This window comes from Chitinimonas violaceus, assembly GCF_052601015.1.
Genome location: NZ_JBQXDJ010000002.1, coordinates 74930 through 101105, shown reverse-complemented (window position 1 = coordinate 101105; position 26176 = coordinate 74930). Strand labels below are relative to the sequence as shown.

Sequence of the window (26176 nt, the reverse complement as noted above, 5' to 3'; positions counted from 1 at the left end):
GTTGCGCTGTTTTCATCTGACCTACAACTTAGAAAATATTATAATTAACTAATTATGCGTCACCAACCCGTATCTTTTTATGACGCTTGCTGCTTTATCAGATGCTAAAGATTTGACTATGACAGCATTGCGAACATTAAGTAGGCGTAAGGGAGGGGGGCGATAGGGTTCGCAAAAAATCTGCAGTTGAGGCGGGTCAAGCAGATAGGCGTGCTCGAAGTTTTTTTGGATTGTTTGATTTCAATAGGTTAAGGACGCTATTTTAACTGTTGGTGTAAGTAGGCCTTGCGCCAGAGTCTCAGTTGGGTAAATTCAAACTACGTATCCCCTCTGGTGTTTATAAGTTGGCCTCTGAACTCAATCTGGAAATCCTGTCGGTTAAGCCATTACAAGCACGTGATTGCCCGCCCATTTTGTTTATTCATGGGGCATACGCGGGGGCATGGTGCTGGCAACCGCATTTCCTGCCCTACTTTTCCGATCTGGGTTACCCCTGTTTTGCGCTGAGTTTGCGTGGGCATGGCGATAGCGAAGGGCGCTCGGGTTTGGCCAATTACCGCATCGACGAATATTCCAATGATGTGGAACGCGTTGTACGGTATATCGAAGTGGAAACAGGTCGTACCCCGGTGCTGATTGGGCATTCAATGGGGGGATATCTGGCCATGGCCTATTCCCGCAAGCAGGCTTTACCAGGGTTGGCGCTATTGGCTCCGGTACCCCCGGAAGGGCTGCTGGGTTCGGTCATTCATTTGTTTTGGCGGCATCCGCAACTATTGTGGGAATTAAATGCCCTACAAAATCTTGGTTTACCACCGCGTTTGGATAAGTTGCGGGAGTTATTGTTTTCAGCTGAACTGTCTGACGATGCGCTGCGGCGGTATGTCTTTCAATTTCAGCGTGAGTCTGACCGCGCCCTGATCGACATGAATATGCCGCAATTTGATCAACGACCACCTTGTGGCTCCCCGGCTGTGTTGGTGCTGGGCAGTAAGCAGGATCTTTTGATGCCTCCTCACTTGGTGCACAGTGCGGCCAAAGCGTTGGGTGTGCATGCACAAATGTTCACAGGGGTAGGCCACGTCATGATGCTCGATGCCGCGTGGCGTAAAGTGGCCGAAGCATTGGCACTATGGCTGGAGAGCCTGCTTTGAATCCGCTAAATCTCGAAAGCATTCCTTCAGCGTTGTTTGACCCCAATCTGCCTACCAGCCCATCACACCCGCCTCAATCGCATAAGTCCCTGTTTAAGCGGCTACGCACCCCTTTGATATGTGCTTTGATTGCTTTGCTGCTATCTGCATGCGGCAGCAAACCTATACGGCCTTCAGCATCTTCACGGCCCGATACATCTTTAGCCCGCATTGAAGTAGGCGAGGCGGGTAGGGAGATTGTGATGTATGCGTTGGGGCTGCTTGATGTGGGATATGTGTTTGGCGGCAAAAACCCTGAAGCTGGACTCGATTGCAGCGGTATGGTGAGTTTTATCTACCAGAATGCACTTGGCGTGAAGTTGGTAGGCAGCGCGGCAGATATGGCGCGCAAGGGTAAACCCGTGGAGAGGGATGCGCTACAAGCTGGAGACTTGGTGTTCTTTAACACCCTGAATAGACCCTTTTCGCATGTGGGTATCTATATTGGCGATGATAAATTTGTCCATGCCCCGACCAGTAAAGGCCGTATACGTATCGAAAGCATCAAGAACAAATACTTCGCCAAGCGTTATGAGGCGGCGAGGAGCTACTTCTCGGGTTGAGGCTTTTAGAACAGGTTCTTAGATATCTATATAAGGCCGACAAGACAAGACACGCTTACATAAGAGTGGGACTTCCGAAGCTGCATCGTTGATGTGCAGCAGACTTTGAAGGGTGCTAAGCAAAACAGGGAGCTAGGCTCCCTGTTGCTTACTACGTCTTACCTGGCCTGAGTCAGGCTTTGTCGTGGCTGGTTTCCACCATGACCAATTCAACCTGAGCCGATGCAGAAGCGTCGACTGGCTTCACATCACTACGCCGGCGTCGTGGCGCAGACTCCACCTTGATTTCCACCGGCTCGAAGGACTTCAGCTGTGTGTTGATCTGCACCATACCCACGTCCTCTGGTCGCCCGATTTCCAGCTCAGCCTGCTTTGGACGAGGAACGGGCATTGGACGGGCTTCCATCACCGGCGTTTCCACCGTTGATACTGAAGGTACAGGTACTGCTGTTGGTACGACAGCTTCCTGCACAGGCATCGCGGAGGCTACCGCGGCTTGTACTTTGGTTTCCGCTTGAGCCATGGCAATAGCAGCCACAGTAACGGTTTCAGCTACCGATGCTGGTGACATTACTTCGACAACGCTTGCCACAACCGGTTTGGCTTCCGTTTCTACGGGGCGTGCTACGGGTTCCACTGGCGAGGGTCTGCTTTCAGCAACGACGACTTCCGGGCTGGGTACGGCAATCGGCAGCTTGGCGGCTGGCGCCTCAACCATCGTCATGGTTGATTCTTCTACGGGGGACTCCTCTCCGGCTTCCATACCTTCGTTGAATGGCTGTTGGCTCTCGTTACGATCGCCTCGACCACCACGCCGACCGCGCCGACGGCGGCCTCGGCCCTCGTTGCCTTCCATGGTCTCGGCGTTGCTGGCATCGACAGGCAGCAGTTCCTGCTGACTGGGTTCTGCAGCATTGGCGAGATTGGCTTCTGCCTTGGCCTCCACCACGGGGCGTGGTTGACGTTCTTGACGTGGTTCGCGCTCGGCGCGTGGCTCACGTTCCGCCCGCGGTTCACGCTCTGGGCGTGGCTCGCGCTCGGCCCGTGGTTCACGAGGCTCACGCTCTGGACGAGGTTCACGTTCATTACGTGGCTCGCGCTGTTCGCGAGCTTGGCGTGGCTCACGTTCTGCCTTTGCCTCCTGGTTCTCGCGTGGGCTGCGTGGCTCGCGTTGTTCACGCGCTTCATTTTGCTGGCGTTCGTTACGGTTGTCCTGGCGCTCAGCTCGGGCTTCGCCGCGTTGACGTCCTTCGCGCGACTGCCGTGGCTGTTCGTCTTCCTCAATGCGTGGCTTGCCACCTGGACGACGTTCCTCATTACGACGTGGTTCGTTGCGCGATTCGGCATTCCGCTCGTTGTTGCGTTCGCGGCGGCTATCGTTGCGCTCATTGCGGCGACTGTTGTTACGTTCACGGCCACCGGTTTTGTTGGCGGGGGTGGGTTGCTTAACCTCTACGATCTTGTCGCCCGTGAAGAAACGCACAATACGGTCGAACAGCGATGGCCTGTCGACATTGACTGCCGACTTTTCGGCAGTAACCGGGGCTGGCTGGGTAGGGGTGATGCCCTTGACGGCAGCTTCCTGACGAGGCTTGGTCGGCTCCACCTCCTTGCCATGGTTGTGCGTTTCTTCCACCGGCGCTTCCATCATCTTGTAGGAAGGCAGGACTTCCTCGATATGGTTCAGGTCATCGTGACGCAGGCGAGCCAGCTGGTAATTTGGTGTTTCGAGATGGATGTTGGGAATCAACACCACGCTGACTTTGAGGCGCGACTCTACCGAGAAAATCTCAGCACGCTTCTCATTGAGCAGGAAGGTGGCAACATCGACGGGTACCTGGACATGGATTGCACCCGTATTTTCCTTCATGGCTTCTTCCTGGATGATACGCAGGATATGAAGCGCGGATGATTCGGTACCGCGGATAAAGCCAGTGCCGTGGCAGCGCGGGCAAGGCTGGTGAGCGGTTTCACCAAGGGAGGGTTGCAGGCGCTGACGTGAGAGTTCCATCAGGCCGAAGCGTGAAATCTTGCCGGTTTGAACCCGGGCGCGGTCATGGCGCAACGCATCGCGTAGGCGGTTTTCCACCTCACGTTGGTTGCCGGCTTTTTCCATATCGATGAAGTCGACGACGATCAGCCCGCCGAGGTCGCGTAGACGCAGCTGGCGGGCGATTTCATCGGCAGCTTCCAGGTTGGTGCGGGTTGCGGTCTCTTCAATGTCGCCGCCTTTGGTAGCGCGGGCGGAGTTGACGTCCACAGAAACCAGGGCTTCGGTATGGTCAATAACAATTGCACCACCCGATGGGAGACCGACTTCGCGCGAAAAAGCAGTTTCGATCTGATGTTCGATCTGAAAGCGCGAGAAGAGGGGAACATCGTCCTTGTAAAGCTTCACCCGGTTTACGAAGCCAGGCATTACATGGCTCATGAACTGCTGGGCTTGCTCATAGACGAATTCGGTGTCGATGAGAATTTCACCGATATCGGGCTGGTAGTAGTCGCGAATAGCACGGATGACGAGGCTGCCTTCCTGGTAGATCAGGAAAGGGCCCTTTTGGGCGCTGCCGGCATTTTCAATAGCGCGCCACAGTTGAAGCAGGTAGTTTAAGTCCCACTGCAATTCCTCGGCACTGCGGCCGATGCCTGCAGTACGGGCAATGATGGACATGCCATTCGGCACATCAAGTTGGTCCATGGTAGCGCGTAGCTCCTGACGCTCTTCACCCTCAATGCGGCGCGAAACACCACCACCACGGGGATTGTTCGGCATCAGTACCAAATAGCGGCCAGCCAGCGAGATAAAGGTGGTAAGCGCTGCACCCTTGTTACCACGTTCGTCCTTTTCAACCTGGACGATCAGCTCCATGCCCTCTTTGAGCGCATCCTGGATGCGTGAGCGGCTATCGGCACCTTCCTTGAAATAGGCGCGGGCAACTTCTTTGAAGGGGAGGAAACCGTGACGGTCGGTACCGTAGTCGACAAAGCAGGCTTCGAGCGAGGGCTCGATGCGGGTGATGACAGCTTTGTAAATGTTACTCTTGCGTTGTTCCTTGCCAACAGTCTCGATGTCGAGATCGATGAGCTTTTGGCCATCGACGATGGCAACACGTAGCTCTTCAGCTTGTGTCGCATTGAACAGCATGCGTTTCATGTTTTGTTCTCCCGCCGCCGGACAGGCGCAGGCGAACACACCGACGGTGTAACCGTCGAGGAACAAGTCAGACGTTGGGGCGTTGCGTATTGTTGTGCAAGGCAAAAGTCCTGTGGTTCCGTACTTTCGTCGTGGCCGAAATGTCGTTGCCACGCACGGGTGTGTTCTTAAAAAATTTGCGGACAGGCATCTTGATTCTCAGGGCCTGCCAGCGGATGTCCGGTCGAGCGTATTGTCACTTTGTGTCGTCGTTGCTTAGCGGTGAACGACGTTAACCGCACCGGCTTGATGGGCTTTCCTGTGCTTTTCCCGTGCTAGTAAAGGCACTGGCGTCCGTCTTGCGCACCAGGTGCGGCCGGAAATGCGGCTAGCACGGCAAGAAGGATGAGACGCGGGGAAAAGAGCGGGAAAGACCGCGCGAGCCGGTCGCGCGTGAGATAATCCGCTTTTTTGAGGCCTTTGCCAGGGTTGGCAATCGGCCAGAAAACAGGGCGGCGGCTGGTCTTGTTTTCTCATTTCGGCAGCGCCCTCGGACGTTACCGCATGCATTGCGCAAGACCGACAGAGTATATGACAAGATGGATAATACGAGCAAAGTTTCCTACCTCACTGTTGGCGACGAAGAAGCAGGCCAGCGCCTGGATAATTTCCTGTTGAAGCATCTGAAGGGTGTGCCGAAGTCGCTGGTCTATCGGATCGTAAGGTCAGGAGAAGTGCGAGTGAACAAAGGAAGGGCCGATGTTACCTATCGCGTATTGGCTGGCGATCAGATCCGGATTCCGCCGTTAAGGCTGCCGGAACCCGGTGCTAAACCCAGCCAGGCAAGTATGGTACGGGGGCCGGCATTACCAGTTTTGTTTGAGGACGATGCCCTGTTGGTCGTTGATAAACCGGCAGGCGTGGCTGTGCATGGGGGGAGTGGTGTCAGCTTCGGGGTCATCGAGCAGTTGCGAGCCCTGCGTCCCCAAGCCAAGTTTCTGGAATTGGTCCATCGGCTTGATCGTGAGACATCTGGTGTGTTGCTGATCGCCAAGAAGCGTAGCGCCTTGGTGGCGTTGCATGAAATGCTGCGCACCGACCGAGGAATGGATAAACGGTATCTGGCATTAGTACAGGGACAATTTCCCGACGCACGGCGGCATGTACGATTCAAATTGCAGAAATATGTGACAGCGGATGGTGAGCGCCGGGTTGCGGTGACGCCCGACGGTCAGGAGTCGCACACAGTATTCAACCGAAAGGCGCAATATGCTTTGGCAACGCTCCTGGAGTGTGAACTGAAGACCGGGCGTACCCATCAGATAAGGGTGCATTGCGCACAATCGGGCTTCCCGATTCTTGGAGATGACAAGTATGGTGATTTCGCTCTGAACAAGCGCCTGCCAAAGGAAGGGCTCAAGCGTATGTTTTTGCATGCATGGCGCCTTAGTTTGAATCACCCGTTAACGGGGATGCCACTGAAGCTGGAAGCGCCCCTGCCTGTTGAATTACAAAACTACCTGGATAGTTTGGATGCATTAAATGGCTGAACGTTTTGATCTATTGGTGTTTGATTGGGATGGTACCTTGGCGGATTCGACGGGTTTGATCGCCCAGTCGATTCAAGTGGCGTTTGCCGAGGCCGGTTTACCAGTGCCGGACAGGGCGGCGGCCAGTTACGTGATCGGCTATGGCTTGAATGAAGCCATGCAGTATCTGGCGCCACAGGCAACGACTGCCGAAGTGGCTGATGTGGTGGAGGCATACAAAACCCACTATCTGTCACGCGATGGGGAGATTCTGTTGTTCGATGGTGTGGCGGATGCGCTGGCACGCTACAAGGCTGCGGGCCATGCATTGGCGGTTGCCACTGGCAAATCCCGCCGCGGCTTGGACAGGGTGCTTGAGCAGACGGGGTTGGGTGTTTATTTCGACATAACTCGTTGTGCAGACGAGTGCCATTCCAAACCGCATCCACAAATGCTGGAGGAAATCGGTACGTCGCTCATGGTACCGGCAGAGAGGACGGTAATGATCGGTGACACCACGCATGATCTGCAGATGGCGATTAATGCGGGTGTGGCAGGCTTGGGCGTCAGTTATGGCGCACATCCAAAGGAAAGCCTGGCTGGATTGACGCCACTTGGTTTGTTCGACAGCTTTCTTGAGCTGGATGCGTGGTTGCACCAACATGCCTGAGCGGCGTTGGCGTATTTGTGCAAGCGAGGATTTGCCTGAGGCTGGTTTAGGAAAGCGGTTTCAGGCTGAATGGCATGGCGTGCCTGCACCTGCCTTCGTTGTGCGTTGGGGTGGTGTGGTCCATGGTTATTTGAACGAATGCGCCCATATACCTATTGAACTTGATTTCAATGAGGGTGATTTTTTCGATCTTACCCGTAGCTATTTGATCTGTTCAACACACGGCGCTTACTATAAGCCCGATACTGGGCTATGCCTTGGTGGTCCATGCAAGGGAAGGCGGTTAATTAAGGTGCTGGTGGTGGAGGATGGCGGAGAAGTGTTCTTTCTGCCTGATGCCCAACCACGATGATTCTTCAATTGCGATTGCGAACAGGTTCTTTGATGAGATTTTATTTTTTATGGAAGTGTGATTTATGAGCGAGCAGCAAAATTCGAATTGGGAGCGTCAGGTGTTGGAAAACCTGGTGCTGGCTACCCTTAAGGAGCAAAGAAAAAGCAGGAACTGGCGGATATTCTTCCGGTTTATTGGTTTCGCTTGGCTTTTTCTGTTATTGGCGGCTGTGGTGACTTGGCGTAACGCCAGCACGATTGAAGCCAAGAGCTCCGGGCCTCATACCGCATTGGTCGATATGCGCGGGGTAATTGCGGCTGGTGGCGATGTCGAGGCGGATTCGGTGATTGAGGGATTACGTAATGCCTTCAAAGATCGGAATACCAAGGGTGTTGTCCTTCGTATCAATAGCCCGGGTGGCAGCCCGGTACAGGCGGGCCAAATCGCCGATGAGATACGCCGCCTGCGTAAGTTGAATCCAACAACGCCTTTGTATGTGGTTGTTGACGATATCTGTGCTTCTGGCGGCTACTACGTTGCAGCAGCCGCAGACAAAATCTTCGTTGATAAAGCCAGTCTCGTGGGGTCGATTGGTGTATTGATGGATGGCTTCGGCTTTACCGGCACCATGGAAAAACTGGGAGTGGAGCGCCGTTTGATTACGGCGGGCGAAAACAAAGGGTTCCTGGATCCATTTTCACCACAAAGCACCACGCAGATTGAATATGCGCACAAGATGCTTGATGAAGTGCATCAGCAGTTCATCAAGGTGGTGCGTGATGGCCGTGGCAAACGCCTGAAGGAAACGCCGGAAATGTTTTCTGGCCTGGTCTGGAGTGGCGAGAAGAGTATTGAGCTTGGCCTTGCCGACGGATATGGCAGTGCCGATAAGGTGGCGCGTGAGGTGGTGAAGGCGGAAGACATCGTCGACTTCACACCACGTGATGACTGGACCCAACGATTCGCGCGTACCCTGGGTGCAGCAGCCGGTGCCAAGCTCAGCAGCAGCTTCAATATGAGTCTAAAGTAAGCAAGAGGGCTAGTCTGCAGCTTAGCAGGCTGGCCTACTTCTTTCTGGAGGCTGTATGGCGCGCAGGCGTGTGCATGAAGAGCACGAAAACCATGAACGATGGTTGGTCTCTTACGCCGACTTCATTACCTTGCTATTTGCATTCTTCGTGGTGATGTATGCCATATCCCAGATCAATGAAGGCAAGTATCGGGTACTTTCCAGTTCGCTTACCGTGGCTTTCAGCAAGCCCGATTCAACCTCCCCGTCGGTAATCAAATCCGAGCCGAATGGCAATAACCAGTCGGTGATTGAATTGCCTTATCGCCAGCGAAGGGAGTCCCAGCAGGTCCAGCAGATGGTACAGGAGCGTGCCAAGCAGACTGAAGCCATGAAGGACATGGCGGTGGATCTAAAAAAGGGACTCGCGGATTTGATCGATAATGGGCAGGTCCGCGTGACGGAAAGTAAACGCGGCATTGCGATTGAAGTAAATGCCAGCCTGTTGTTCCCAGTAGGTTCGGCGACGCTCGATACCCGCTCTGCCGAATCGTTGGCAGGTATTGCGCGCAAACTGGCTGGCGCGGAGAACCTGATTCAGATTGAAGGCTATACAGACAACGTTCCCATCAGCTCCCCACAGTTCCCGTCCAACTGGGAATTGTCGGCTGCGCGTGCCGGTACGGTTGTCCGGGTATTCGAGTCCAATGGCGTCGCTGCGCGTAGGCTGGTGGCGTTGGGTTATGGAGAGAATCGCTCGGTTGAGCCCAATGACACGGCAGAGGGGCGGGCGCGTAACCGTCGTGTCACCATCCAAATTTTGGCCGACAGCAAGGACGAGGTAGCGACTTTACCGCTGCCAGAAGAAGCTGCTCGAGCCAGCCCTGCACCCTAAGAGCCTGTTTAAAGTCTCGCGAGCTAGGATAAGGAAGGTGGGTTCAAGCCTTGCCTAATGAGCCGCCTGGCCGTGATAGCTTCGCCTGGCCATAGGCGTCGTAAGACAGGGTGGAGCTCTGGCTATTCTGCAACAAGGTCATCAGCTGCTGATTTTGCTGGTGGCGTGTTTCAATGAGTTTGCCGTTGGTCTGATTAAGCGCATTGGCATGCCGAGCGGCTTGAATCAACTCGCTCCAGATGCTTGCCAGCGATGGCCATGCCTCTTCCGGTAGATTGCGTACCCGTTCAAGCAGGTGGGGTGGGTCAGGCGAGAGCTCGACGCCATTGATGTCAAACAAGCGCTTACGTTCACGGGCCAAGCTTTCCAGGGACTGTGCCCGAGCAGTTTTCTGTTTGGCGAACTCGACCAAGTCCGATAACGCATTGTCGATCAGGGCTTTCTGTTCCTGCTCAAGCAGTTCAATAAATCCCAGCAGCTCGGCGTGTTCATTCTGTAATAGTGACAGCAATGGCAAAGGTAGCATGCGATGTGGCCTATCTCGTTGAGCGGGTGAGTGGCGAATGCAGGAATAGTAAATGCAACGCCGGCGCACCAGATGGCCTGGTGGCCGGCATTATGCAGTATATGCGGTGTTAAGCTTGAGGCGTTAGGACTTGCCTAGCAATTCCTTGATGCTATCCATCAATTTGTCGGCAATAGCATCGGGGTTGATAGTGAAGCGGCCTTCAGCGATGGCCTTGCGGATTTCCTTCACTTTGGCTTCATCAATGACAGGTTGGTTACCAAGGCTTGCTTCCAGCGAAGCCAAACGGGCACTGAAGGCGGTGATGTCAACATTGTCGCTGCGGGTATCGTTGCCGCCAGTTTCCTGAGCAGCTTGCTTGCTGGCAGCCCGGGCCTCAGCACGCGTCAACGCGGCGCTCAGGGGCTTGCCGGAGTTGTCGACTTTCATGGTAAATCCTTTCGCTGGCTACTTGGGCCAGGTCCTGTCACTGGAGCTTACCTGCCTTATCGGCACAATTGTGTAGAACTTTAAGCAAATTATGCAAAATCTGCGTGATTGCCGGATCAAAGCGTTGACTGTCTTGGCGTCGGCGAGGCAAATCGGCTAGATTCCATGGCAGCCCAAAGATTTTTGGAGATCACTTAGATGCTAGTTGTTACGCCCCGTTTTGGTGCCATTGATATCGACGAAAGCTCGCTGATCACATTTCCGGCGGCTTTGCCGGGTTTCGATAACTGCAAGCGTTTCAAACTGCTTCATGAGGAAGTGGCAGAGCCCAAGGTTTTATGGATGCAATCGCTTGATGAGGCGGACTTGGTGATAAGTGTAATCGACGCCAAACTGTTGGGTTTGCATTACCAACTGACGCTAAGTGATGAAGAATGTGCGCAGATTGCGTACACGGGAGAGCAGGATCTTGTGTTGTTGCTGACCTTAACCCGGGTGGAAAGCAGCGATAAGATTCAAGCGAATACTCAGTCGCCAATTGTGTTGAATCTGGCGAGCAGACTGGCGCTCCAGAAAGGTGGAGTGCGTGCCGAGATCGTGTTTACCAACGAATAAGTCCCGGACGGCTGCTCGAAAGCCTTGCTTGTCAATCTTGCGAGGTGGCGGCAAATCGCCATAATGGCGCACTTTTCGCCGTTACGTCCGGCATTACCGGAGATCGTTCGCACTACACGTGCGGCACCCGAGCATGAAAACCACTTTCCTTGACTTTGAACAACCGATTGCCGAGCTAGAAGGCAAGATTGAAGAACTCCGTTATGTGCAAGACGATTCGGCGGTAGATATATCAGTCGAGATCGACCATCTGCAGAAAAAGAGTCAGGAGCTGACGCGGGGTATTTACGCCAAGCTTACACCTTGGCAGATATCCCAGGTTTCGCGTCACCCGCAGCGCCCCTATACGCTCGACTATGTGCGGGAAATCTTCACCGATTTCGAAGAGCTGCATGGTGATCGCAGCTTTGCTGATGATCATGCCATCGTTGGTGGCTTGGCCCGGTTGAATGGTCAGGCTTGCATGGTGATAGGCCACCAGAAGGGACGTGATACGAAGGAGAAGATACTTCGCAATTTCGGTATGCCCCGCCCTGAAGGGTACAGAAAGGCGCTGCGCCTGATGCGCCTGGCGGAAAAGTTTGGTCTGCCTATCTTTACATTTGTGGATACACCCGGTGCGTATCCCGGAGTGGGGGCGGAAGAGCGCGGCCAGTCGGAGGCAATCGGTCGTAATCTTTATGAAATGACCTGCTTGCGTGTGCCTGTCGTGGTCACGATCATCGGTGAAGGTGGTTCCGGTGGCGCGCTGGCGATTGCGGTGGGTGATCAGGTTCAGATGTTGCAGTACTCGACGTATTCGGTGATTTCGCCGGAGGGGTGTGCATCCATTCTGTGGAAGAGCGCAGATAAAGCCCCAGAGGCTGCAGAAACATTGGGTATTACGGCAGCGCGATTAAAAACTTTGGGTTTGATTGATAAGGTTGTGACCGAGCCGATTGGTGGGGCTCATCGCGACCCTCAAGCGATGATGTTGACGTTGCGCAAGGCCTTGCAAGATGGTTTAAAGAATTTGCAGGATAAGCCGATTGATGCGTTACTGAGCACCCGGTTCGAGCGCTTGATGAGTTTCGGAAAGTTCAAGGAAGTTCCCACTGTCTGATCCTGACGTATTGTTTCAGCGCTTTGCGCGTGTCACCGCTGGTCGGCTTCAGCCGGCTTCGCGGGTTGCGGTTGCTTACTCGGGAGGCCTCGATTCCTCGGTCCTTCTCCACTTGCTATATCGTTTGCGCCGTGATCAGGCGTTTGAGCTGCAGGCATTTCATCTTCACCATGGCATAAGTCCAAATGCGGATAGTTGGCTGACTCATTGTGCCGGCGTTTGCGCTCAATTGAATGTGCCTTTTTCTTCCTCTCGTGCTGATCTGGATCGTATTGCCGGTCCCAGCCTGGAGGCACGGGCACGTACAGCGCGTTATCAAGCCTATGAGATGCTGGATGCAGAATTGATAGTGCTTGCGCACCATCAGGATGATCAGGCTGAGACGGTGTTGTATCGCTTGGCGAGAGGGGCGGGCGTGCAGGGTGCTGCAGGCATGCCGGCTAGTCGTAAGCTTGGGTTGGGTAAGCAGATCTGGCGGCCACTATTGGCCGAACCGCGTGCTGCTTTGTTGGCCTATGCACAACAGTATGGATTGAGTTGGGTGGAAGATGAAAGTAATGCCCTGATCGAGTACGACCGTAACTTTCTGCGCCATGAGGTCATCCCTCCGCTGATAAGCCGCTTCCCGTTGGCCCCGGCTGCGCTTGCCCGTGCGGCGCGGCATTTCTCCGAAGCGGCAGGATTGCTGGACAGCTTGGCTGAGATGGATGCTGGTGATGTCTCACCTAGCCTCGATATGGCCAAGTTACGTTGCTTGGATGGCGCAAGGCAGCGTAATTTGCTGCGATGGTTTCTTGCCAAGCATGCTTTGTGGTTGGAAGAGCGCCAGTTGGTGGTGTTGCTTAGCCAGCTTCTGCAAGCTAGGGAGGATGCGACCCCATTCTTGAGGTTAGGCGGTATGTCGGTACGTCGATACAGGGAGCACCTGTGGGTGGTGCCATTGCCGCCTGAAGTGCAACCTACCTCGTTAGATGACGAGGAGCGGCTGCCAGCATCTTGGTGTGGACGATTAAGCTGGTTGCAGCGACAGGGTGGGGTGGCTGATGTGTGGCGTGAAGGCTTGGTTGCACGGCCTCGTGCAGGGGGCGAGCGGATTCAGCCGCGAGTGGGTGGCCCAAACCGACCGGTGAAGGATTTGCTGCAGGAAGCAGGGATTCCGCCCTGGCTACGCAGCTATTGGCCCTTACTTTGGCAGAACGATACGCTGGTGGCAGTTGCCGGGATCGCAGTGGCTGCCAAGTGCCAGGATACCGATGGGCGGTGGCCCCGCTGGCAGCCGGATGGATGGCCGGATGCGCCTTGATAATGGCGGGCGGGGGAGCTGTGAGGCCTGCTTAAATTCCGCTGATGGTTGATAGTGCCGTGTTAACCCGCTCAATAAAACGTTTTTACCAATAAATGCCCCGCACGCTGAGCAGACTCTATGACGATGGGGTTTGTAAGATAGGCGTCACACCAAGTTCACGCAGACGGCGCATGATTAGTGCGGCTTCATCGCGATTTTTGAATGGGCCAACCTGAACGCGTGTTTCAAGCCGGGCAGGTATGCCTGCACCGTTTAGTTTCTCGATCAACTTCTCCGCATTGGCTCCGCTTTGAAATACCCCAGCCTGCACCGTGTACCCTTTGCTGCCGGCAGGCAGCACGCCGGCCGCCAGCGCAGTGAAGGTATGTTCAGGCGTAGGTTTTGGCGCTTGCGCGGCACGCTGCGGCGGCAGCACAAGGGGTGGTGCTGGAGTTTTGACGGATTGCGAGGGAGCAGGCGTGCTGACTACGGCTTGTGGGGTGGGCGTCGGGCTTGGCTGTGCCAAAGTGGGTGGCGGTGATGGTGGTGGAACTGCTGAAGCGCCATCGGGATCGTAGGGCGCCAACTCAGGCTTGGTATGTGGGCGGGCTGCGACCTTGCCGATGTTTTCGACGGCTTTTAGCTTCTTTTCCTCGATATGCGGATTGTTGGCGATAGGTTCGGTAGGCACGGTCGCATTGAGGGGTGCATCGGTTTGAGTCGGTGGGCTGGTGGCTGTATCTGTTGCGGGTGCTGCGGGTGCTGCGGGTGCTGCGGGTGCTGCGGGTTCTGCTATTGGCGGAGGCTCGACGGTCTCCACCTTTTGTGAGGGTGTTTCTGGCGTACTTGCTGCGGCGTGATGAGTGGGCTGGTCAGCTTGAAGCGGATTGATCGCAGGGCCACTTTCATCCATTACGGAAGGGCTTTCCAGCTGGTTCAGCAGTGTGATGGCGATGCCTACCGCAAGGATCAGGCAGACAGCGATCGCTAGCCGTTGCATCAGGCGCTGTCGGATCTCGCGTTGTTCTTCGTCGTCTTCCCGAGTGGGGGGAGGATAGGCTCTGTTGGGACTGGGGCGAATCGCACTCATCGTTCTTGTTGCGCCGGTTGAGGCGCCCTCCCTGAGAATTTGCGTAGACCAGTTGCTTGGGCTTTGCGCGCCGTAACAGCAAAGCTGATAGAATATTCGGTCATTTTTATACCGACAAGCTGCTTGGTTGTAGTGCAGCCCGGCTTGTGGTGCGAAATTATCTGCTTTTTCAGTTTTCCCACTACGAAACTATCGGAGTTAAACAACATGGCCGTTGAACGTACCTTATCCATTATCAAGCCTGATGCTGTTGCTAAAAACGTAATCGGTCAGATTTATACCCGCTTCGAAAACGCTGGTCTGAAAGTTGTTGCTGCCAAGATGAAGCAACTGTCGCGTGCAGAGGCTGAAGGTTTCTATGCGGTGCACAAGGAACGCCCCTTTTTCAACGATCTGGTCAGCTTCATGATTTCCGGCCCGGTGATGATCCAGGCCCTGGAAGGCGAAAATGCCATTCTGGCTAATCGTGACCTGATGGGCTCCACTGACCCGAAGAAAGCAGAGAAGGGCACAATCCGTGCTGATTTTGCTGACTCTATCGATGCCAATGCCGTTCATGGTTCCGATAGTGCTGAAAATGCAGCGATCGAGATTGCTTACTTCTTTGGCACTGAAGTTTACGGTCGCTAAGCGTATATTTTGGCTATGTCTATCAATCTGCTCGACTTTGACGCTACACGCTTTGCTGCCTTTTTGGCCGAGCGGGGGGAGAAGCCGTTCCGCGCCAAGCAGCTGATGCGCTGGATCCATCATTTTGGCGCGTCGGATTTCGCCCTGATGACGGACATTGCCAAGACGACGCGTGAAAAGCTGGCGGCGGAGGCAGTTATTGCGCCGCCCAGCTTGATGTTGGAACAAGCCTCGGAAGACGGTACCCGTAAGTGGTTGCTGGACGTAGGGACTGGCAATGGCGTTGAGGCAGTTTTCATTCCGGAAGATGATCGGGGTACGCTGTGTGTTTCGAGTCAGGTAGGGTGTGCGCTTGAGTGCACATTCTGTTCTACCGGCCGGCAAGGGTTTAATCGAAATCTCACGACTGCTGAAATTATTGGCCAACTATGGTGGGCAAATAAGGCGCTGGGCCGCGACCCCAGGGGTGACCGGATTGTTTCAAATGTGGTTATGATGGGGATGGGCGAGCCGCTGGCTAATTTCGACAATGTCGTCGCTGCGATGAGGCTGATGCTGGACGATAATGCCTATGGTTTGAGCCGTCGTCGCGTTACGCTGTCTACTTCTGGCTTGGTGCCGCAGATGGACCGGTTACGTGAGGCTTGCCCGGTGGCGCTGGCTGTTTCGCTGCATGCGCCTAACGATGCCTTGCGTGATGAAATTGTTCCAATCAACAAGAAGTATCCCCTCAAGGAATTGATGGCCGCATGTTCCCGGTACTTGGAAAAAGCGCCGCGTGACTTCATCACCTTCGAATACGTTATGCTGGATGGTGTCAATGACACTTTCGAGCATGCAAAGCAGCTGGTCGCACTGGTGAAGGATGTGCCGTGCAAGTTCAACCTGATTCCGTTTAACCCTTTCCCGAATTCTGGTTACGGTCGATCGAAGCCTGATTCAATTCGGCGCTTTCGCGATCATCTGATCCAGGCTGGTTTTGTAGTAACAGTAAGAAAAACGCGTGGCGATGACATTGATGCCGCCTGTGGCCAATTGGCGGGGCAGGTCAAAGACAAAACCAAGCGGACTCTGCGGTTGGCTGCAGAGGGCAAGACCACGCAAACTATCCAACTTGTGAGGGACTAAAGCATGAAATACGGCTTGATTGCTGCGCTATTGCTAAGTTTGATGGTGCTGCCTACCCAGGCAGAGGAAAAGACCGATGCGCGTAGCCAGTTGCCGCGATTGCGTACTGAACTGGCAGCAGGTTACTACGCACGCGGTCAGTATGACATCGCATTGCAAGAGATCGAAAAAGCATTGGATGCGGATTCCAGTTATCCCTCTGCTCACTATGTGCAGGGGTTGGTTTACATGGATTTGAAAGAGTTTGACAAGGCGGATAGAAGCTTTAAGCGCGCACTCTCACTGGATCCGAATGAGCCCAATGCAAACCATAACTATGCATGGTTCCTTTGCAGTAAGCGCAAAGCCTACCGTGAAGCAATGGGCTATTTCCGGGCTGCATTGAAAAACCCACTATATAAGACACCTGAAAGGTCGCAGCAGCAGGCTGGCCTGTGTGCGCTGAAGATGGGGGATGTGGCGACTGCGCTGGATTACCTGCGTAAAGCAGATTATGTGCAGCCGGATGATCCTCAAACAATCTATGGCTTGGCCATGGCAGCCTATTTGCAAGGCGACTTTGCAGGTGCACGTGGGTTGTTGTTGCGTCAGGCCCGTTTAGGGACGCCTACCGCTGAAGCATTGTGGTTGAATGTCCGTCTGGAGCGAAAACTCGGCAATGCGGATAATGAGGCTGGTTTCGGCAAGGAACTGCGAACCCGCTTCCCAGAAAGTGAAGAGGCTGTTTTGCTGGCTTCCGGCAAATACGACTGAATCCCCTATTAACAATTAACATTACTGCGTCGGCATGTTGTCCGAGATGAGCCAAGATCAAGCGCCCGCTCCCCCTCCTTCTGAACTGGTTACTCCTACGACAGGCGCAATTCTGGCGAGTCATCGTCGCGAGCTTGGTTTGTCGGTTGAAGATGTTTCCGCCAAGCTCAAGCTTTCCTGCCGCCAAATAGAGGCCCTTGAAACCGATCGCTACGATGCGCTGCCGGGCAATACATTCGTCCGTGGTTTCGTACGGAATTATGCCCGGTTGTTGCAGATCGACGCTCAGCCGCTCATTCATTATCTGGATACGCATCTGCCGGTCGAGCCTCCGCAATCGGCCTTGCCGCGTTTGCAGAACGAGGTATTGCCGACCTTACGCCCTGTCGGTTCGATGGATCGGCCGGCTTTTTTCCTGGCGATGGCAGGAAGCCTGGTATTGGTACTGCTGGTAGTGGGTGGGTTTTGGTATATGCGTAACTTTGGCTCGGACCCGGTGCTGACGTTGCCTGCCGGTAATTCCCCTGCCCCTCTAGTGGCGTCTGGCCCATCGGCTACTTCATCGGTGCAGCCTGAGCTCGTCATCAACGCTACAGCTAAAGAAACCGGTAAGCCTACTGTATTGCCAGAGGGGCAGATTTCCGTGGTGCCTGCTCCTGCTACCAGTCCGGCTGTGCCTCCGCCTTCTGCAGCAATATTGCCTAATACGCCATCTACAGTGGCTTCTTCCAGTGCAGTACCAGTTATCGGTAAACCAGAGGCACCGCTTGCCGCTGTGCCTGTGCCTTCGGCACCTATCCTGCAACCTAAGGGAGAGATTCGTATCGTGGCCAAGGCGGAGAGTTGGGTGCAGATTACAGATTCAACCGGCCGTCGCTTGATCAATGAGTTGATACCTGCTGGTCAGGTCCGCGCCGCGGATGGCAAGCCACCCTATCAGGTCCGGATTGGCAATGGTCGCCAGACTGAACTCTATTACAAGGGTAAGGTCACTGACCTTGCCCCATATATCAAGGTTGACGTAGCCAACCTGGAATTGAATTGATTTTCTCATGAGTAATTTACCTCGTCGTATCTCTCGCCAAGTGATGGTTGGCCGTGTGCCAATTGGCGGTGATGCACCTGTTGTTGTCCAATCGATGACCAATACCGATACCACTGATGCCGCGGCTACCGCACAGCAGGTGTTTGAATTATGGCAAGCGGGTTCGGAGATCGTCCGTATAACGGTGAATTCACCGGAGGCCGCCGCCCAGGTTGCTGAAATTCGACGTCAGCTCGATGCCATGGGGTGTGATGTGCCTCTGGTAGGTGACTTCCACTTCAATGGTCACAAGCTGCTTACGCAGTACCCGGACTGTGCTGCTGCGCTGGGGAAGTACCGTATCAATCCAGGCAATGTGGGTAAGGGCGCCAAGCGTGACGAGCAATTTGCCGCCATGATCGAAATGGCGATCAAATACGGCAAGCCGGTGCGGATTGGTGTGAATTGGGGTAGCCTCGATCAAGCCAAGATGGCGCGGATGATGGATGAGAATGCTCAGCTTCCCAATCCGTTGTCTGCCGATGCGTTGATGCGTGAAGCGTTGATTCAGTCAGCGCTGGAAAGTGCCGCCCAGGCCGAGGCGTTGGGTCTTCCTGGCGACGCAATTACCATCTCCTGCAAGGTGTCGGATGTGCAGGATTTGATCAAGGTATATCGTGATCTCGCCAACCGTTGTGAATACCCTTTGCACCTGGGGTTGACTGAAGCCGGCATGGGGTCGAAGGGTATTGTAGCGTCGACTGCGGCGCTGTCGATATTGCTGCAGGAGGGCATAGGCGACACCATCCGTGTCAGCCTCACACCCGAGCCCGGTGAGCCGCGGACAAAAGAAGTCGTGGTGGCGCAGGAAATCCTGCAGACCATGGGTATCCGGTCATTCACGCCATTGGTGACTGCCTGCCCGGGCTGTGGTCGGACGACATCGACCTTTTTCCAGGAGTTGGCGCAGAAGATCCAGCGCTATCTGCGTGAACAGATGCCAGTGTGGCGTGCGGACTATCCCGGCGTTGAGACCATGAGTGTTGCAGTGATGGGTTGCGTGGTCAATGGGCCGGGTGAATCCAAATTGGCCAATATCGGCATCTCTCTTCCGGGTACGGGGGAAGTGCCTGTGGCGCCAGTTTATGTCGATGGTAACAAGACGGTTACGCTCAAGGGCGAGGGGATTGCCGAAGAATTCCAGGCTATCGTCTACGACTATGTACGTACCAATTACAGCACGGGCGGGAAGCTGCGCCGGCAGTTTGATGCGCCCAAGATTATCCCGCTCAAGAATATTTGATTCCTTTTCTCATGGCTGACAAGTTTCAAAGCATCAAAGGTTTTTACGACATCCTGCCTGGTAACACTGCGTTGTGGCGTAAGCTCGAATCGGTGACAAGCGAGGTATTGGCCCAATATGGCTATCGTTATATCCACTTGCCCTTAGTCGAACCCACAGGACTTTATGTGCGCGGTGTCGGCGAACATACCGATATTGTCGAAAAGGAAATGTATTCCTGGACGGATGCGCTCAATGGAGACAAGTTGACCTTGCGACCTGAGGGTACGGCCGGGTGTGTGCGGGCGGTAATTGAGCACAGCCTTACCTACAATGGCCCGCAGCGTTTGTGGTACATGGGCCCTATGTTCCGGCACGAGAATGTCCAGAAAGGCCGCCAGCGGCAATTCCACCAGATTGGCGCCGAAGCATTTGGTTACGACGGTCCGGACGTGGATGCTGAGTTGATCATCATGTTGGCGCGACTCTGGAAGGTGCTGGGCATTGCTGATGTTGAACTACAGATCAATACGATTGGCGACGCGAGTGAACGTGCTGCCTATCGCCAGACCTTGATCAGTTACTTCGAACAGCATGCGGATCTGTTGGACGAGGAAGCCAAGCTCCGGCTTCACACCAATCCGCTGCGCATCCTGGACAGTAAAAATCCAAGGATGCAGGCAATGATTGAGGCAGCGCCCAAGTTGTTTGATGTATTGGGTGCTGAGTCACGGGCACATTACGACGGCTTATGCCAATTGTTGACCGATGCTGGTGTGCCCTACATTCTGAATACCCGTTTGGTGCGAGGGCTGGACTACTACAACCGCAGCGTGTTCGAGTGGGTGACCACCAAGCTGGGTGCCCAGGGTACGATTGCAGGCGGTGGTCGGTACGACAGCCTAGTCGAAACCTTGGGCGGCAAGCCGACCACGGCGTGTGGTTTTGGGATGGGCATGGAGCGCGTTTTCCTATTGATGCAGGAATATGGCGTTAGCGCGAGTGATGCGCCAGATGTTTATCTGGTCAACGCGGGTGAACGAGCACAACGCCAAGCGCCGTTATTGGCAGAGCAGTTACGCAATGCTGGACTTGCCGTGGCAGTGCACAGCGGTGGCGGTAGCTTCAAATCCCAAATGAAAAAGGCGGATGGCTCAGGCGCTCGCTTTGCCGTCATCCTGGGTGAAGATGAGGTAGCCACAGGTACCGCGGTGGTCAAGCCATTGCGTGATGGTGGTGAACAACGGAATGTCGCCCAGCCTGAACTTGCTGCAGCTTTGATGGCCTGATGCCATGCAGAACCAAAAGCTAAAGGTTTCGCTCAAGTTGTTTGTGCTCGACATTATCGGTGCCATCATGGCGGCCTTTGGCTTACTCAGCGTGGTGGGAGAGGGTGGTCAGGTGCACCCTTGGTTGGTGGATAAAACCCATGGCGCAGTACTGATGATCGTGGGCCTGGGTTTGATGGCCTGGTTTATGTTTGATCTTCTCAAACGTATCCGTACACAGCGTCAGTCGCGCGTCCGTCAGTCGGTTGGTTGACGGAATGCTGGCGCGATGGCCATACCCGATATGCAGTTGAAGGAATGGTACAGGCGTAAGCCGTTCTGTACATTCAATGATTTTTAAAATATCTGTGCGCCGTTGTTCGCGCACTTGTCAACATTCTAGCTAACGGAAAAATGCAAGATGGCCGCATTTGATTTGCAGGAACAGGAACAAATCGCCGAGATCAAGGCTTGGTGGGCGCAATGGGGCAAGCTGTTAATCACGGTAGTGGTGGCGTCGCTGGTGGCTTTTGTTGGCCAGTATGCTTGGAAGGCCTACCAGAAGTCGCAAGGAGAGGCGGCCTCTGCTGCTTACGCCGCAGTGGAGAAAGCATTTCAATCCAAGGACGCCGCAAAGACGCGCGCTGCTGCTGACACTATGGCGCAGCAGCAGCCGGGCCATGCTTTGACCAGCCGAGCTATGTTCCTGGCAGCCAAAGCTGCCCATGATGGCAAAGATTTGGCCAAAGCGCGTAGCGCATTGGAATGGGTTGTCGCCCACAGCAAGGAAGAAGGCATGGTGGATGTCGCAAGCCTTCGCCTAGCTGCTGTGATGCTTGATCAAAAGCAGTTCGATGCCGCATTGAAGGTATTGGATAAACCCAAATCCAATGAGTTTGGTGGTCAATTTGCAGAGGCCCGTGGCGATGTGCTGGCGGTGAAGGGTGATATGCCCGCGGCGCGCAAGGCCTATGAGCGTGCATTGTCGCTATTGGAAAAAGATTCGCCCGCACGTGAGTTGATCGAGATCAAGCTCTCCTCGTTGGGGGCCGCTAAGTGAAGCAGCTTTGGGTTTTAGGTTTGGCAGGTTTGTTGGCGGCTTGTGCAGGAACTGATAATAGCCCTGTACCGACTGAACTGAAGGTGATTCAGCAGTCCGCGAGGCTGGTGCCGCTTTGGGATAGCGATTTCCCTTCGACAGGCCTCTTCCGGAGTGCATTTGAAAAGACACCTAAGGCTGAACTATTCCGTTTTGCGTTGGATACAACCGGCGATGCCATTTATATGGCGGATGTGCGCGGGGTGGCTGGTTTTGGCGGTACCAATGGCCGTCTTTCTGTAAAGATGCCGAGTGATCAACCCCTGGCTGGTGGTGTGGGTGCGGCGGATGGTGTGGTTGCGGCGGGTACCCTGAAGGGAGAGCTGTTTGCGTGGGATGTGGATGGAAAGCGTAAATGGCAGGCACGTGTACCAAGTGAAGTGATTTCTCCACCAGTGATTGCCGAAGGCGTGGTGGTGGTGCGTACGGTCGATGGCCGTATCACCGGCTTGAATGTCGACGATGGTAAGCAGCGTTGGCAGTTTCAGCGTACCCAGCCTGCGCTTATCCTGCGTAACTATGCCCCCATGACTGTGGCTGACGGGGTGGTCTATGCCGGTTTGGCAGCAGGTCATCTGGTTGCGTTGTCGTTGGCGGATGGCCGGGTACTGTGGGAGTCACCGGTAGCTCAACCCAAAGGTGCTACCGAACTTGAACGTATCAGTGATGTGACTTCCGCACCGGTGGTCGACAATGGCCAAGTCTGCGCAGTGGCTTTCCAAGGGCGTGTTGCCTGCTTTGCAGTAAACAACGGCTCGCTTCTCTGGGCGCGTGATATTTCCAGTTACGCAGGTTTGGCAATCGATGCAAACCATGTGTATGTCACCGACGATGTTGGCAATATCCAGGCTTTTGAGCGTGCAGGCGGGCGTAGCCTCTGGAAGAGCAACGACTTGTACGGTCGGCGGGTAAGCGGTGCTACGCCGATTGGCGACTATATTGCAGTAGGCGACTTTGAAGGTTATGTCCATTTGCTTGCCGCGTCGGATGGCCGTTTGGTTGCCAGGCAGCCTACCGATAAGAGCCCTATCGTTGTGCCGCCTAAAGTGATAAGTAATCGGTTGCTGGTACAAACCCAAGTGGGTGGCTTATTCGCTTTTGGCTTGAAGTAGGGCCGGTACGGTAGACGTAGAAAAACCTTCATCAATGAAGCGCAGCACATAAGTCTGAAGCCTCATGTACTTTGGTGCATGGGGCTTTGAGTTCGATGATAGGTATACAAAGCTGTGGTGACTTGCCTTCAGGTTGGAAGCCGAACAAGTAGTAGATGAACCGACACGGTTGTTTTCGTATTGCCTCTATTTCTTGGCGGTACATGATGCAGATTTGTGTGGGCTGTAAGTAAGAAGAAGCGCTGTTAGGAAAATAATGAAACCCACGATTGCCCTGGTCGGTAGACCCAATGTCGGTAAGTCAACGTTGTTCAACCGGCTTACCAAAAGCCGGGATGCGCTGGTGGCCGACCAGCCGGGCCTGACCCGGGATCGCCATTACGGTCACGGGAAGGTGGGCAGCAAGCCCTATCTGGTTGTTGATACGGGTGGATTTGAGCCTGTTGCTGACGATGGCATTCTGCATGAAATGGCACGTCAGACGTTGCAGGCGATCGACGAAGCCGATGCAGTTGTGTTCATTGTGGATGGCCGGGTTGGCCTGACGCCGCAGGATAAGCTGATCGCCAACCGCTTACGCCAGCTTGATCGGCCTGTTCGTCTTGCCGTCAACAAATCCGAAGGTATGCCCTCGAATGTCGTTATTGCGGAATTCTTCGAGCTGGCATTGGGCGAGCCATGGCCGATTTCCGGTGCGCACGGCGAAGGTGTGCGTGGCTTGGTCGAAGATCTGTTGAGTGGTTTTGAGGTCGAAGAGCAAGAGGAAGATCTCGACTATCCAAAGTTCGCCATCATCGGTCGGCCCAATGTAGGGAAGTCGACACTGGTTAACGCCATTCTGGGTGAAGAGCGGGTTATCGCTTATGACCAACCAGGTACAACACGTGATTCAATTTACATTGATTTTGAGCGTAATGCTCGCAAGTACACGGTTATCGATACGGCAGGTGTGCGTAAACGTGCCAAGGTGGATGAAGCGATAGAGAAATTCTCGGTCGTGAAAACCATGCAGGCGATTGAAGACGCCAATGTGGTGGTTTTGGTATTGGATGCCCGCCAGGACGTTGCTGAGCAGGATGCCCATATTGCTGGGTTCGCGTTGGAAGCTGGTCGCGCCATGGTGGTGGCGGTGAATAAATGGGAAGGGCTTGATCTTTACACGCGTGATCAGATCAAGCGAGATATTTCGCGTAAGTTGGGGTTTCTCGACTTTGCCCGCTTCCACTTTATTTCAGCCTTGGAAGGGCAAGGCGTGGGTGATTTGTTTGCCAGTATTGATGCCGCTTACAAGGCTGCCATGGCAAAGTTGCCTACCCCGCGTTTGACACGTGCAATGCAATTGGCGATGGAAAAGCAGCAACCGCCGCGTGCTGGCTTGGTCCGGCCGAAATTGAAATACGCGCATCAGGGCGGTACCAACCCGCCTGTTGTGGTTGTCCACGGTACAGCGTTGGAGCATATCCCGACCAGTTATTGGCGTTATCTGGAACATTCTTTCTTGAAGATGTTCAAATTGCAGGGCACGCCATTAAGGGTGCAGTTTAAAAAAGGTGAGAATCCTTACGATACTAAGCCGGGTGAATTCAAGCCCGATCGCAAAGGCGTAATGCGCGGTGAGCATAAGCCAGGCAAGGAAGTCATTAAGCGGGTTCGTAAGAAAACTAGCTGATCTTGTTTGTGGTTGGCTGAAAAACTGCTAAAAGTGACATTGATAACCAAGAATTGGTTTGCGCAGGAAAACAAACTGGACGGACTTCCGTCGTTTTTTAATTGCATAGTGGAGAATTACCAATGAGTGCTAAAGGGCAAATGCTACAAGACCCGTTTTTGAACATCCTGCGCAAGGAACATGTGCCGGTTTCGATCTATCTGGTCAACGGCATCAAGCTGCAAGGTCAGATCGAATCCTTCGACCAATACGTTGTGTTGCTGCGCAATACGGTGACTCAGATGGTTTACAAGCACGCCATTTCCACCGTTGTGCCAGCGCGTCCCGTATCTATTCCTTACGACAAGGACAATGCTGCAGCCCCAGCTGCTGAAGCCTGATCAAACCCGATCAAGCCAGCGCGGGGCACTTCGGTGCCCCGTTTGCTGTGCGGTGGCGCATTGCGATGAATCTGTGTCTGCTCCCTAAGCTGCCTGCTTGCAGGCCGACGTTCTATGTCAAATTAGGCTGGTGTGTGGAGCGTTGGGCTTGTCTATGAAGCGAAGTAAATAAAAAGCTTGTGTGCTGGAGTTTTGGCCATATCTAGTTGTAAAGCAGAATAAGTATTTGCAAGGTCGGTTGCGAGCAGCACATTTGCCCTGAACACGGTTGCTCAGCAGACTTTGAACAGGTTCTAAGAATATACAAGCGCTAAGCCGCATTTGCGGCGCTTTATGGAGTTACCCCTCAGCGTGTTTGAACGCCATCAAGGCGGGGACAAAGCTGTCCTCGTGTGTCTCGATTTCGGTGAGCCGGACTATCTGGAAAACATCGAAGAATTCAAGCTTCTGGCCGAAGGTAATGGCTACAAGGCCTTGGCTGTCATCCAGGGCAAACGTCAGCGGCCAGACCCTAAGCTGTTTGCCGGTTCCGGTAAAGTGGAGGAGATTGCGGCTGCAGTCGCAGCTACTGGTGCTAGCACCGTATTGTTTAACCATGCTTTGTCTGGTGCGCAGGAACGCAATCTGGAAAAGGCCTTGGAGTGCCGGGTTTCGGACCGGGTCCGGTTGATTCTCGATATCTTCGGTCAGCGTGCCCGCTCGAATGAAGGCAAGCTGCAGGTCGAGTTGGCGCAGCTCCAGTACATGTCTACCCGCCTTGTGCGTGGTTGGACTCACCTGGAACGTCAGCGTGGGGCGACCGGTACACGCGGCGGTCCCGGTGAAACCCAGCTGGAGATGGACCGGCGCATGCTCAATGAGCGGGTTATCAAGCTCAAAGCCAAGCTCAAGGACCTGCAGCGCCATCGCGATACCCAGCGCCGCGCGCGGGAACGCAGCAGGCAGTTTTCAGTTTCACTGGTGGGTTATACCAATGCGGGTAAATCAACGCTGTTTAATGCGCTGACGCATGCAAAAACCTATGCGGCAGATCAATTATTTGCCACGCTGGATACGACTAGCCGTAAGCTGTTTTTAGATCCGCAGCATTCAATCGTGTTATCCGACACTGTGGGATTTATTCGCGACTTACCCCATGGTCTGGTAGCGGCTTTTCGCGCTACGCTGGAAGAAACGGTACGGGCTGATCTACTGTTACACGTGGTAGATAGTGCAAGCGATACCCGAGAAGCGCAGATTGAAGCGGTCAATATCGTTTTAAAGGAAATTGAAGCAGACGCGATTCCGCAAGTCGTCGTCTTTAATAAGATTGATCTTAAATCGGGTGAGCCTGAGGTTGAGCGTGACGAATATGGTAGGATTCGCGCCGTCCGCATCAGCGCGAAGAACGGACTGGGCCTGGATTTATTGCGGCAGGTCCTGGTCGAATTAATGCCCGACAATTCAACGACGGAATAA

At 54.3% G+C, this 26176-nt stretch carries 26 protein-coding genes; 22 read left to right on the top strand and 4 right to left on the bottom strand.

The window, feature by feature from the left end:
- The first annotated feature begins 302 nt into the window (after positions 1 to 302).
- Both ACUHMQ_RS01515 and ACUHMQ_RS01510 read left to right on the top strand, forming a co-directional pair.
- The gene (locus tag ACUHMQ_RS01515) at positions 303 to 1154 is read left to right on the top strand and encodes an alpha/beta hydrolase (protein WP_445293672.1); all 852 of its coding nucleotides are present in this window, start codon (positions 303 to 305) and stop codon (positions 1152 to 1154) included.
- Positions 1151 to 1756 (top strand): C40 family peptidase, encoded by a 606-nt coding sequence (locus ACUHMQ_RS01510; protein ID WP_445293671.1) that lies wholly within the window; start codon positions 1151 to 1153, stop codon positions 1754 to 1756. Before ACUHMQ_RS01515 ends, ACUHMQ_RS01510 begins: the two co-directional genes overlap by 4 nt.
- Positions 1757 to 1928: 172 nt before the next feature.
- On the opposite strand, the gene ACUHMQ_RS01505 is transcribed toward ACUHMQ_RS01510, so the two are convergent.
- Positions 1929 to 4910, bottom strand: a complete 2982-nt coding sequence (locus ACUHMQ_RS01505; RefSeq protein ID WP_445293670.1) for an Rne/Rng family ribonuclease — start codon at positions 4908 to 4910, stop codon at positions 1929 to 1931.
- A gap of 578 nt (positions 4911 to 5488) precedes the next feature.
- Between ACUHMQ_RS01505 and ACUHMQ_RS01500 the strand changes: the two genes are divergently transcribed.
- From ACUHMQ_RS01500 to motD, 5 genes are all read left to right on the top strand, one after another.
- Entirely contained in the window at positions 5489 to 6439 is a 951-nt protein-coding gene (locus tag ACUHMQ_RS01500; protein WP_445293669.1) for an RluA family pseudouridine synthase, read from the top strand.
- Positions 6432 to 7088, top strand: a complete 657-nt coding sequence (locus ACUHMQ_RS01495) for an HAD-IA family hydrolase (RefSeq protein WP_445293668.1) — start codon at positions 6432 to 6434, stop codon at positions 7086 to 7088. Before ACUHMQ_RS01500 ends, ACUHMQ_RS01495 begins: the two co-directional genes overlap by 8 nt.
- Positions 7081 to 7440, top strand: a complete 360-nt coding sequence (locus tag ACUHMQ_RS01490) for a Rieske (2Fe-2S) protein (protein ID WP_445293667.1) — start codon at positions 7081 to 7083, stop codon at positions 7438 to 7440. The genes ACUHMQ_RS01495 and ACUHMQ_RS01490 overlap by 8 nt, the downstream gene beginning before the upstream one ends.
- Positions 7441 to 7504: 64 nt before the next feature.
- Entirely contained in the window at positions 7505 to 8452 is a 948-nt protein-coding gene (locus tag ACUHMQ_RS01485) for a S49 family peptidase (protein WP_445293666.1), read from the top strand.
- A gap of 55 nt (positions 8453 to 8507) precedes the next feature.
- Positions 8508 to 9326 (top strand): flagellar motor protein MotD, encoded by an 819-nt coding sequence (gene motD / locus ACUHMQ_RS01480; protein ID WP_445293665.1) that lies wholly within the window; start codon positions 8508 to 8510, stop codon positions 9324 to 9326.
- 43 nt (positions 9327 to 9369) lie between these two features.
- Here the strand turns inward: motD and ACUHMQ_RS01475 are convergent, their stop codons facing one another.
- Entirely contained in the window at positions 9370 to 9852 is a 483-nt protein-coding gene (locus ACUHMQ_RS01475; RefSeq protein ID WP_445293664.1) for a flagellar protein FlgN, read from the bottom strand.
- A 123-nt stretch (positions 9853 to 9975) separates the two neighbouring features.
- Positions 9976 to 10281: a flagellar biosynthesis anti-sigma factor FlgM gene (gene flgM / locus ACUHMQ_RS01470; RefSeq protein WP_445293663.1), complete on the bottom strand. Its 306-nt coding sequence runs from the start codon at positions 10279 to 10281 to the stop codon at positions 9976 to 9978.
- Between the two features lie 198 nt (positions 10282 to 10479).
- Here flgM and fliW point away from each other — a divergent pair, with 198 nt between their 5' ends.
- From fliW to tilS, 3 genes are all read left to right on the top strand, one after another.
- On the top strand, positions 10480 to 10896 hold the full coding sequence (fliW, locus tag ACUHMQ_RS01465) for a flagellar assembly protein FliW (RefSeq protein WP_445293662.1): 417 nt from the start codon (positions 10480 to 10482) through the stop codon (positions 10894 to 10896).
- 133 nt (positions 10897 to 11029) lie between these two features.
- A complete protein-coding gene (locus ACUHMQ_RS01460; protein WP_445293661.1) occupies positions 11030 to 11998 on the top strand; it encodes an acetyl-CoA carboxylase carboxyltransferase subunit alpha in 969 nt (322 codons plus the stop codon).
- Between the two features lie 10 nt (positions 11999 to 12008).
- Entirely contained in the window at positions 12009 to 13301 is a 1293-nt protein-coding gene (gene tilS, locus ACUHMQ_RS01455; RefSeq protein WP_445293660.1) for a tRNA lysidine(34) synthetase TilS, read from the top strand.
- Positions 13302 to 13419: 118 nt separating this feature from the next.
- On the opposite strand, the gene ACUHMQ_RS01450 is transcribed toward tilS, so the two are convergent.
- The gene (locus tag ACUHMQ_RS01450) at positions 13420 to 14373 is read right to left on the bottom strand and encodes an SPOR domain-containing protein (RefSeq protein WP_445293659.1); all 954 of its coding nucleotides are present in this window, start codon (positions 14371 to 14373) and stop codon (positions 13420 to 13422) included.
- A gap of 207 nt (positions 14374 to 14580) precedes the next feature.
- Between ACUHMQ_RS01450 and ndk the strand changes: the two genes are divergently transcribed.
- From ndk to hflX, 12 genes are all read left to right on the top strand, one after another.
- Positions 14581 to 15003 carry a nucleoside-diphosphate kinase gene (gene ndk / locus ACUHMQ_RS01445; protein ID WP_445293715.1) on the top strand — a complete coding sequence of 141 codons (423 nt, stop codon included), beginning with the start codon at positions 14581 to 14583 and terminating at the stop codon, positions 15001 to 15003.
- 15 nt (positions 15004 to 15018) lie between these two features.
- Complete coding sequence (gene rlmN / locus ACUHMQ_RS01440; RefSeq protein ID WP_445293658.1) at positions 15019 to 16131, top strand: dual-specificity RNA methyltransferase RlmN; 1113 nt, start codon at positions 15019 to 15021, stop codon at positions 16129 to 16131.
- 3 nt (positions 16132 to 16134) lie between these two features.
- On the top strand, positions 16135 to 16884 hold the full coding sequence (pilW, locus tag ACUHMQ_RS01435; protein ID WP_445293657.1) for a type IV pilus biogenesis/stability protein PilW: 750 nt from the start codon (positions 16135 to 16137) through the stop codon (positions 16882 to 16884).
- A gap of 46 nt (positions 16885 to 16930) precedes the next feature.
- Positions 16931 to 17929, top strand: a complete 999-nt coding sequence (locus ACUHMQ_RS01430) for a RodZ domain-containing protein (protein WP_445293656.1) — start codon at positions 16931 to 16933, stop codon at positions 17927 to 17929.
- A gap of 7 nt (positions 17930 to 17936) precedes the next feature.
- Positions 17937 to 19211 carry a flavodoxin-dependent (E)-4-hydroxy-3-methylbut-2-enyl-diphosphate synthase gene (gene ispG, locus ACUHMQ_RS01425; RefSeq protein ID WP_445293655.1) on the top strand — a complete coding sequence of 425 codons (1275 nt, stop codon included), beginning with the start codon at positions 17937 to 17939 and terminating at the stop codon, positions 19209 to 19211.
- A gap of 11 nt (positions 19212 to 19222) precedes the next feature.
- Complete coding sequence (hisS, locus tag ACUHMQ_RS01420; RefSeq protein WP_445293654.1) at positions 19223 to 20479, top strand: histidine--tRNA ligase; 1257 nt, start codon at positions 19223 to 19225, stop codon at positions 20477 to 20479.
- A 4-nt stretch (positions 20480 to 20483) separates the two neighbouring features.
- The gene (locus tag ACUHMQ_RS01415) at positions 20484 to 20732 is read left to right on the top strand and encodes a hypothetical protein (protein ID WP_445293653.1); all 249 of its coding nucleotides are present in this window, start codon (positions 20484 to 20486) and stop codon (positions 20730 to 20732) included.
- Between the two features lie 147 nt (positions 20733 to 20879).
- Positions 20880 to 21518, top strand: a complete 639-nt coding sequence (locus tag ACUHMQ_RS01410; protein ID WP_445293652.1) for a YfgM family protein — start codon at positions 20880 to 20882, stop codon at positions 21516 to 21518.
- Positions 21515 to 22669, top strand: coding sequence for an outer membrane protein assembly factor BamB (gene bamB, locus ACUHMQ_RS01405; protein WP_445293651.1), 1155 nt, complete (start codon positions 21515 to 21517; stop codon positions 22667 to 22669). The genes ACUHMQ_RS01410 and bamB overlap by 4 nt, the downstream gene beginning before the upstream one ends.
- A gap of 256 nt (positions 22670 to 22925) precedes the next feature.
- Entirely contained in the window at positions 22926 to 24338 is a 1413-nt protein-coding gene (gene der, locus ACUHMQ_RS01400; RefSeq protein ID WP_445293650.1) for a ribosome biogenesis GTPase Der, read from the top strand.
- 122 nt (positions 24339 to 24460) lie between these two features.
- Positions 24461 to 24718: an RNA chaperone Hfq gene (gene hfq, locus ACUHMQ_RS01395; protein ID WP_445293649.1), complete on the top strand. Its 258-nt coding sequence runs from the start codon at positions 24461 to 24463 to the stop codon at positions 24716 to 24718.
- A gap of 333 nt (positions 24719 to 25051) precedes the next feature.
- Complete coding sequence (hflX, locus tag ACUHMQ_RS01390; RefSeq protein WP_445293648.1) at positions 25052 to 26176, top strand: GTPase HflX; 1125 nt, start codon at positions 25052 to 25054, stop codon at positions 26174 to 26176.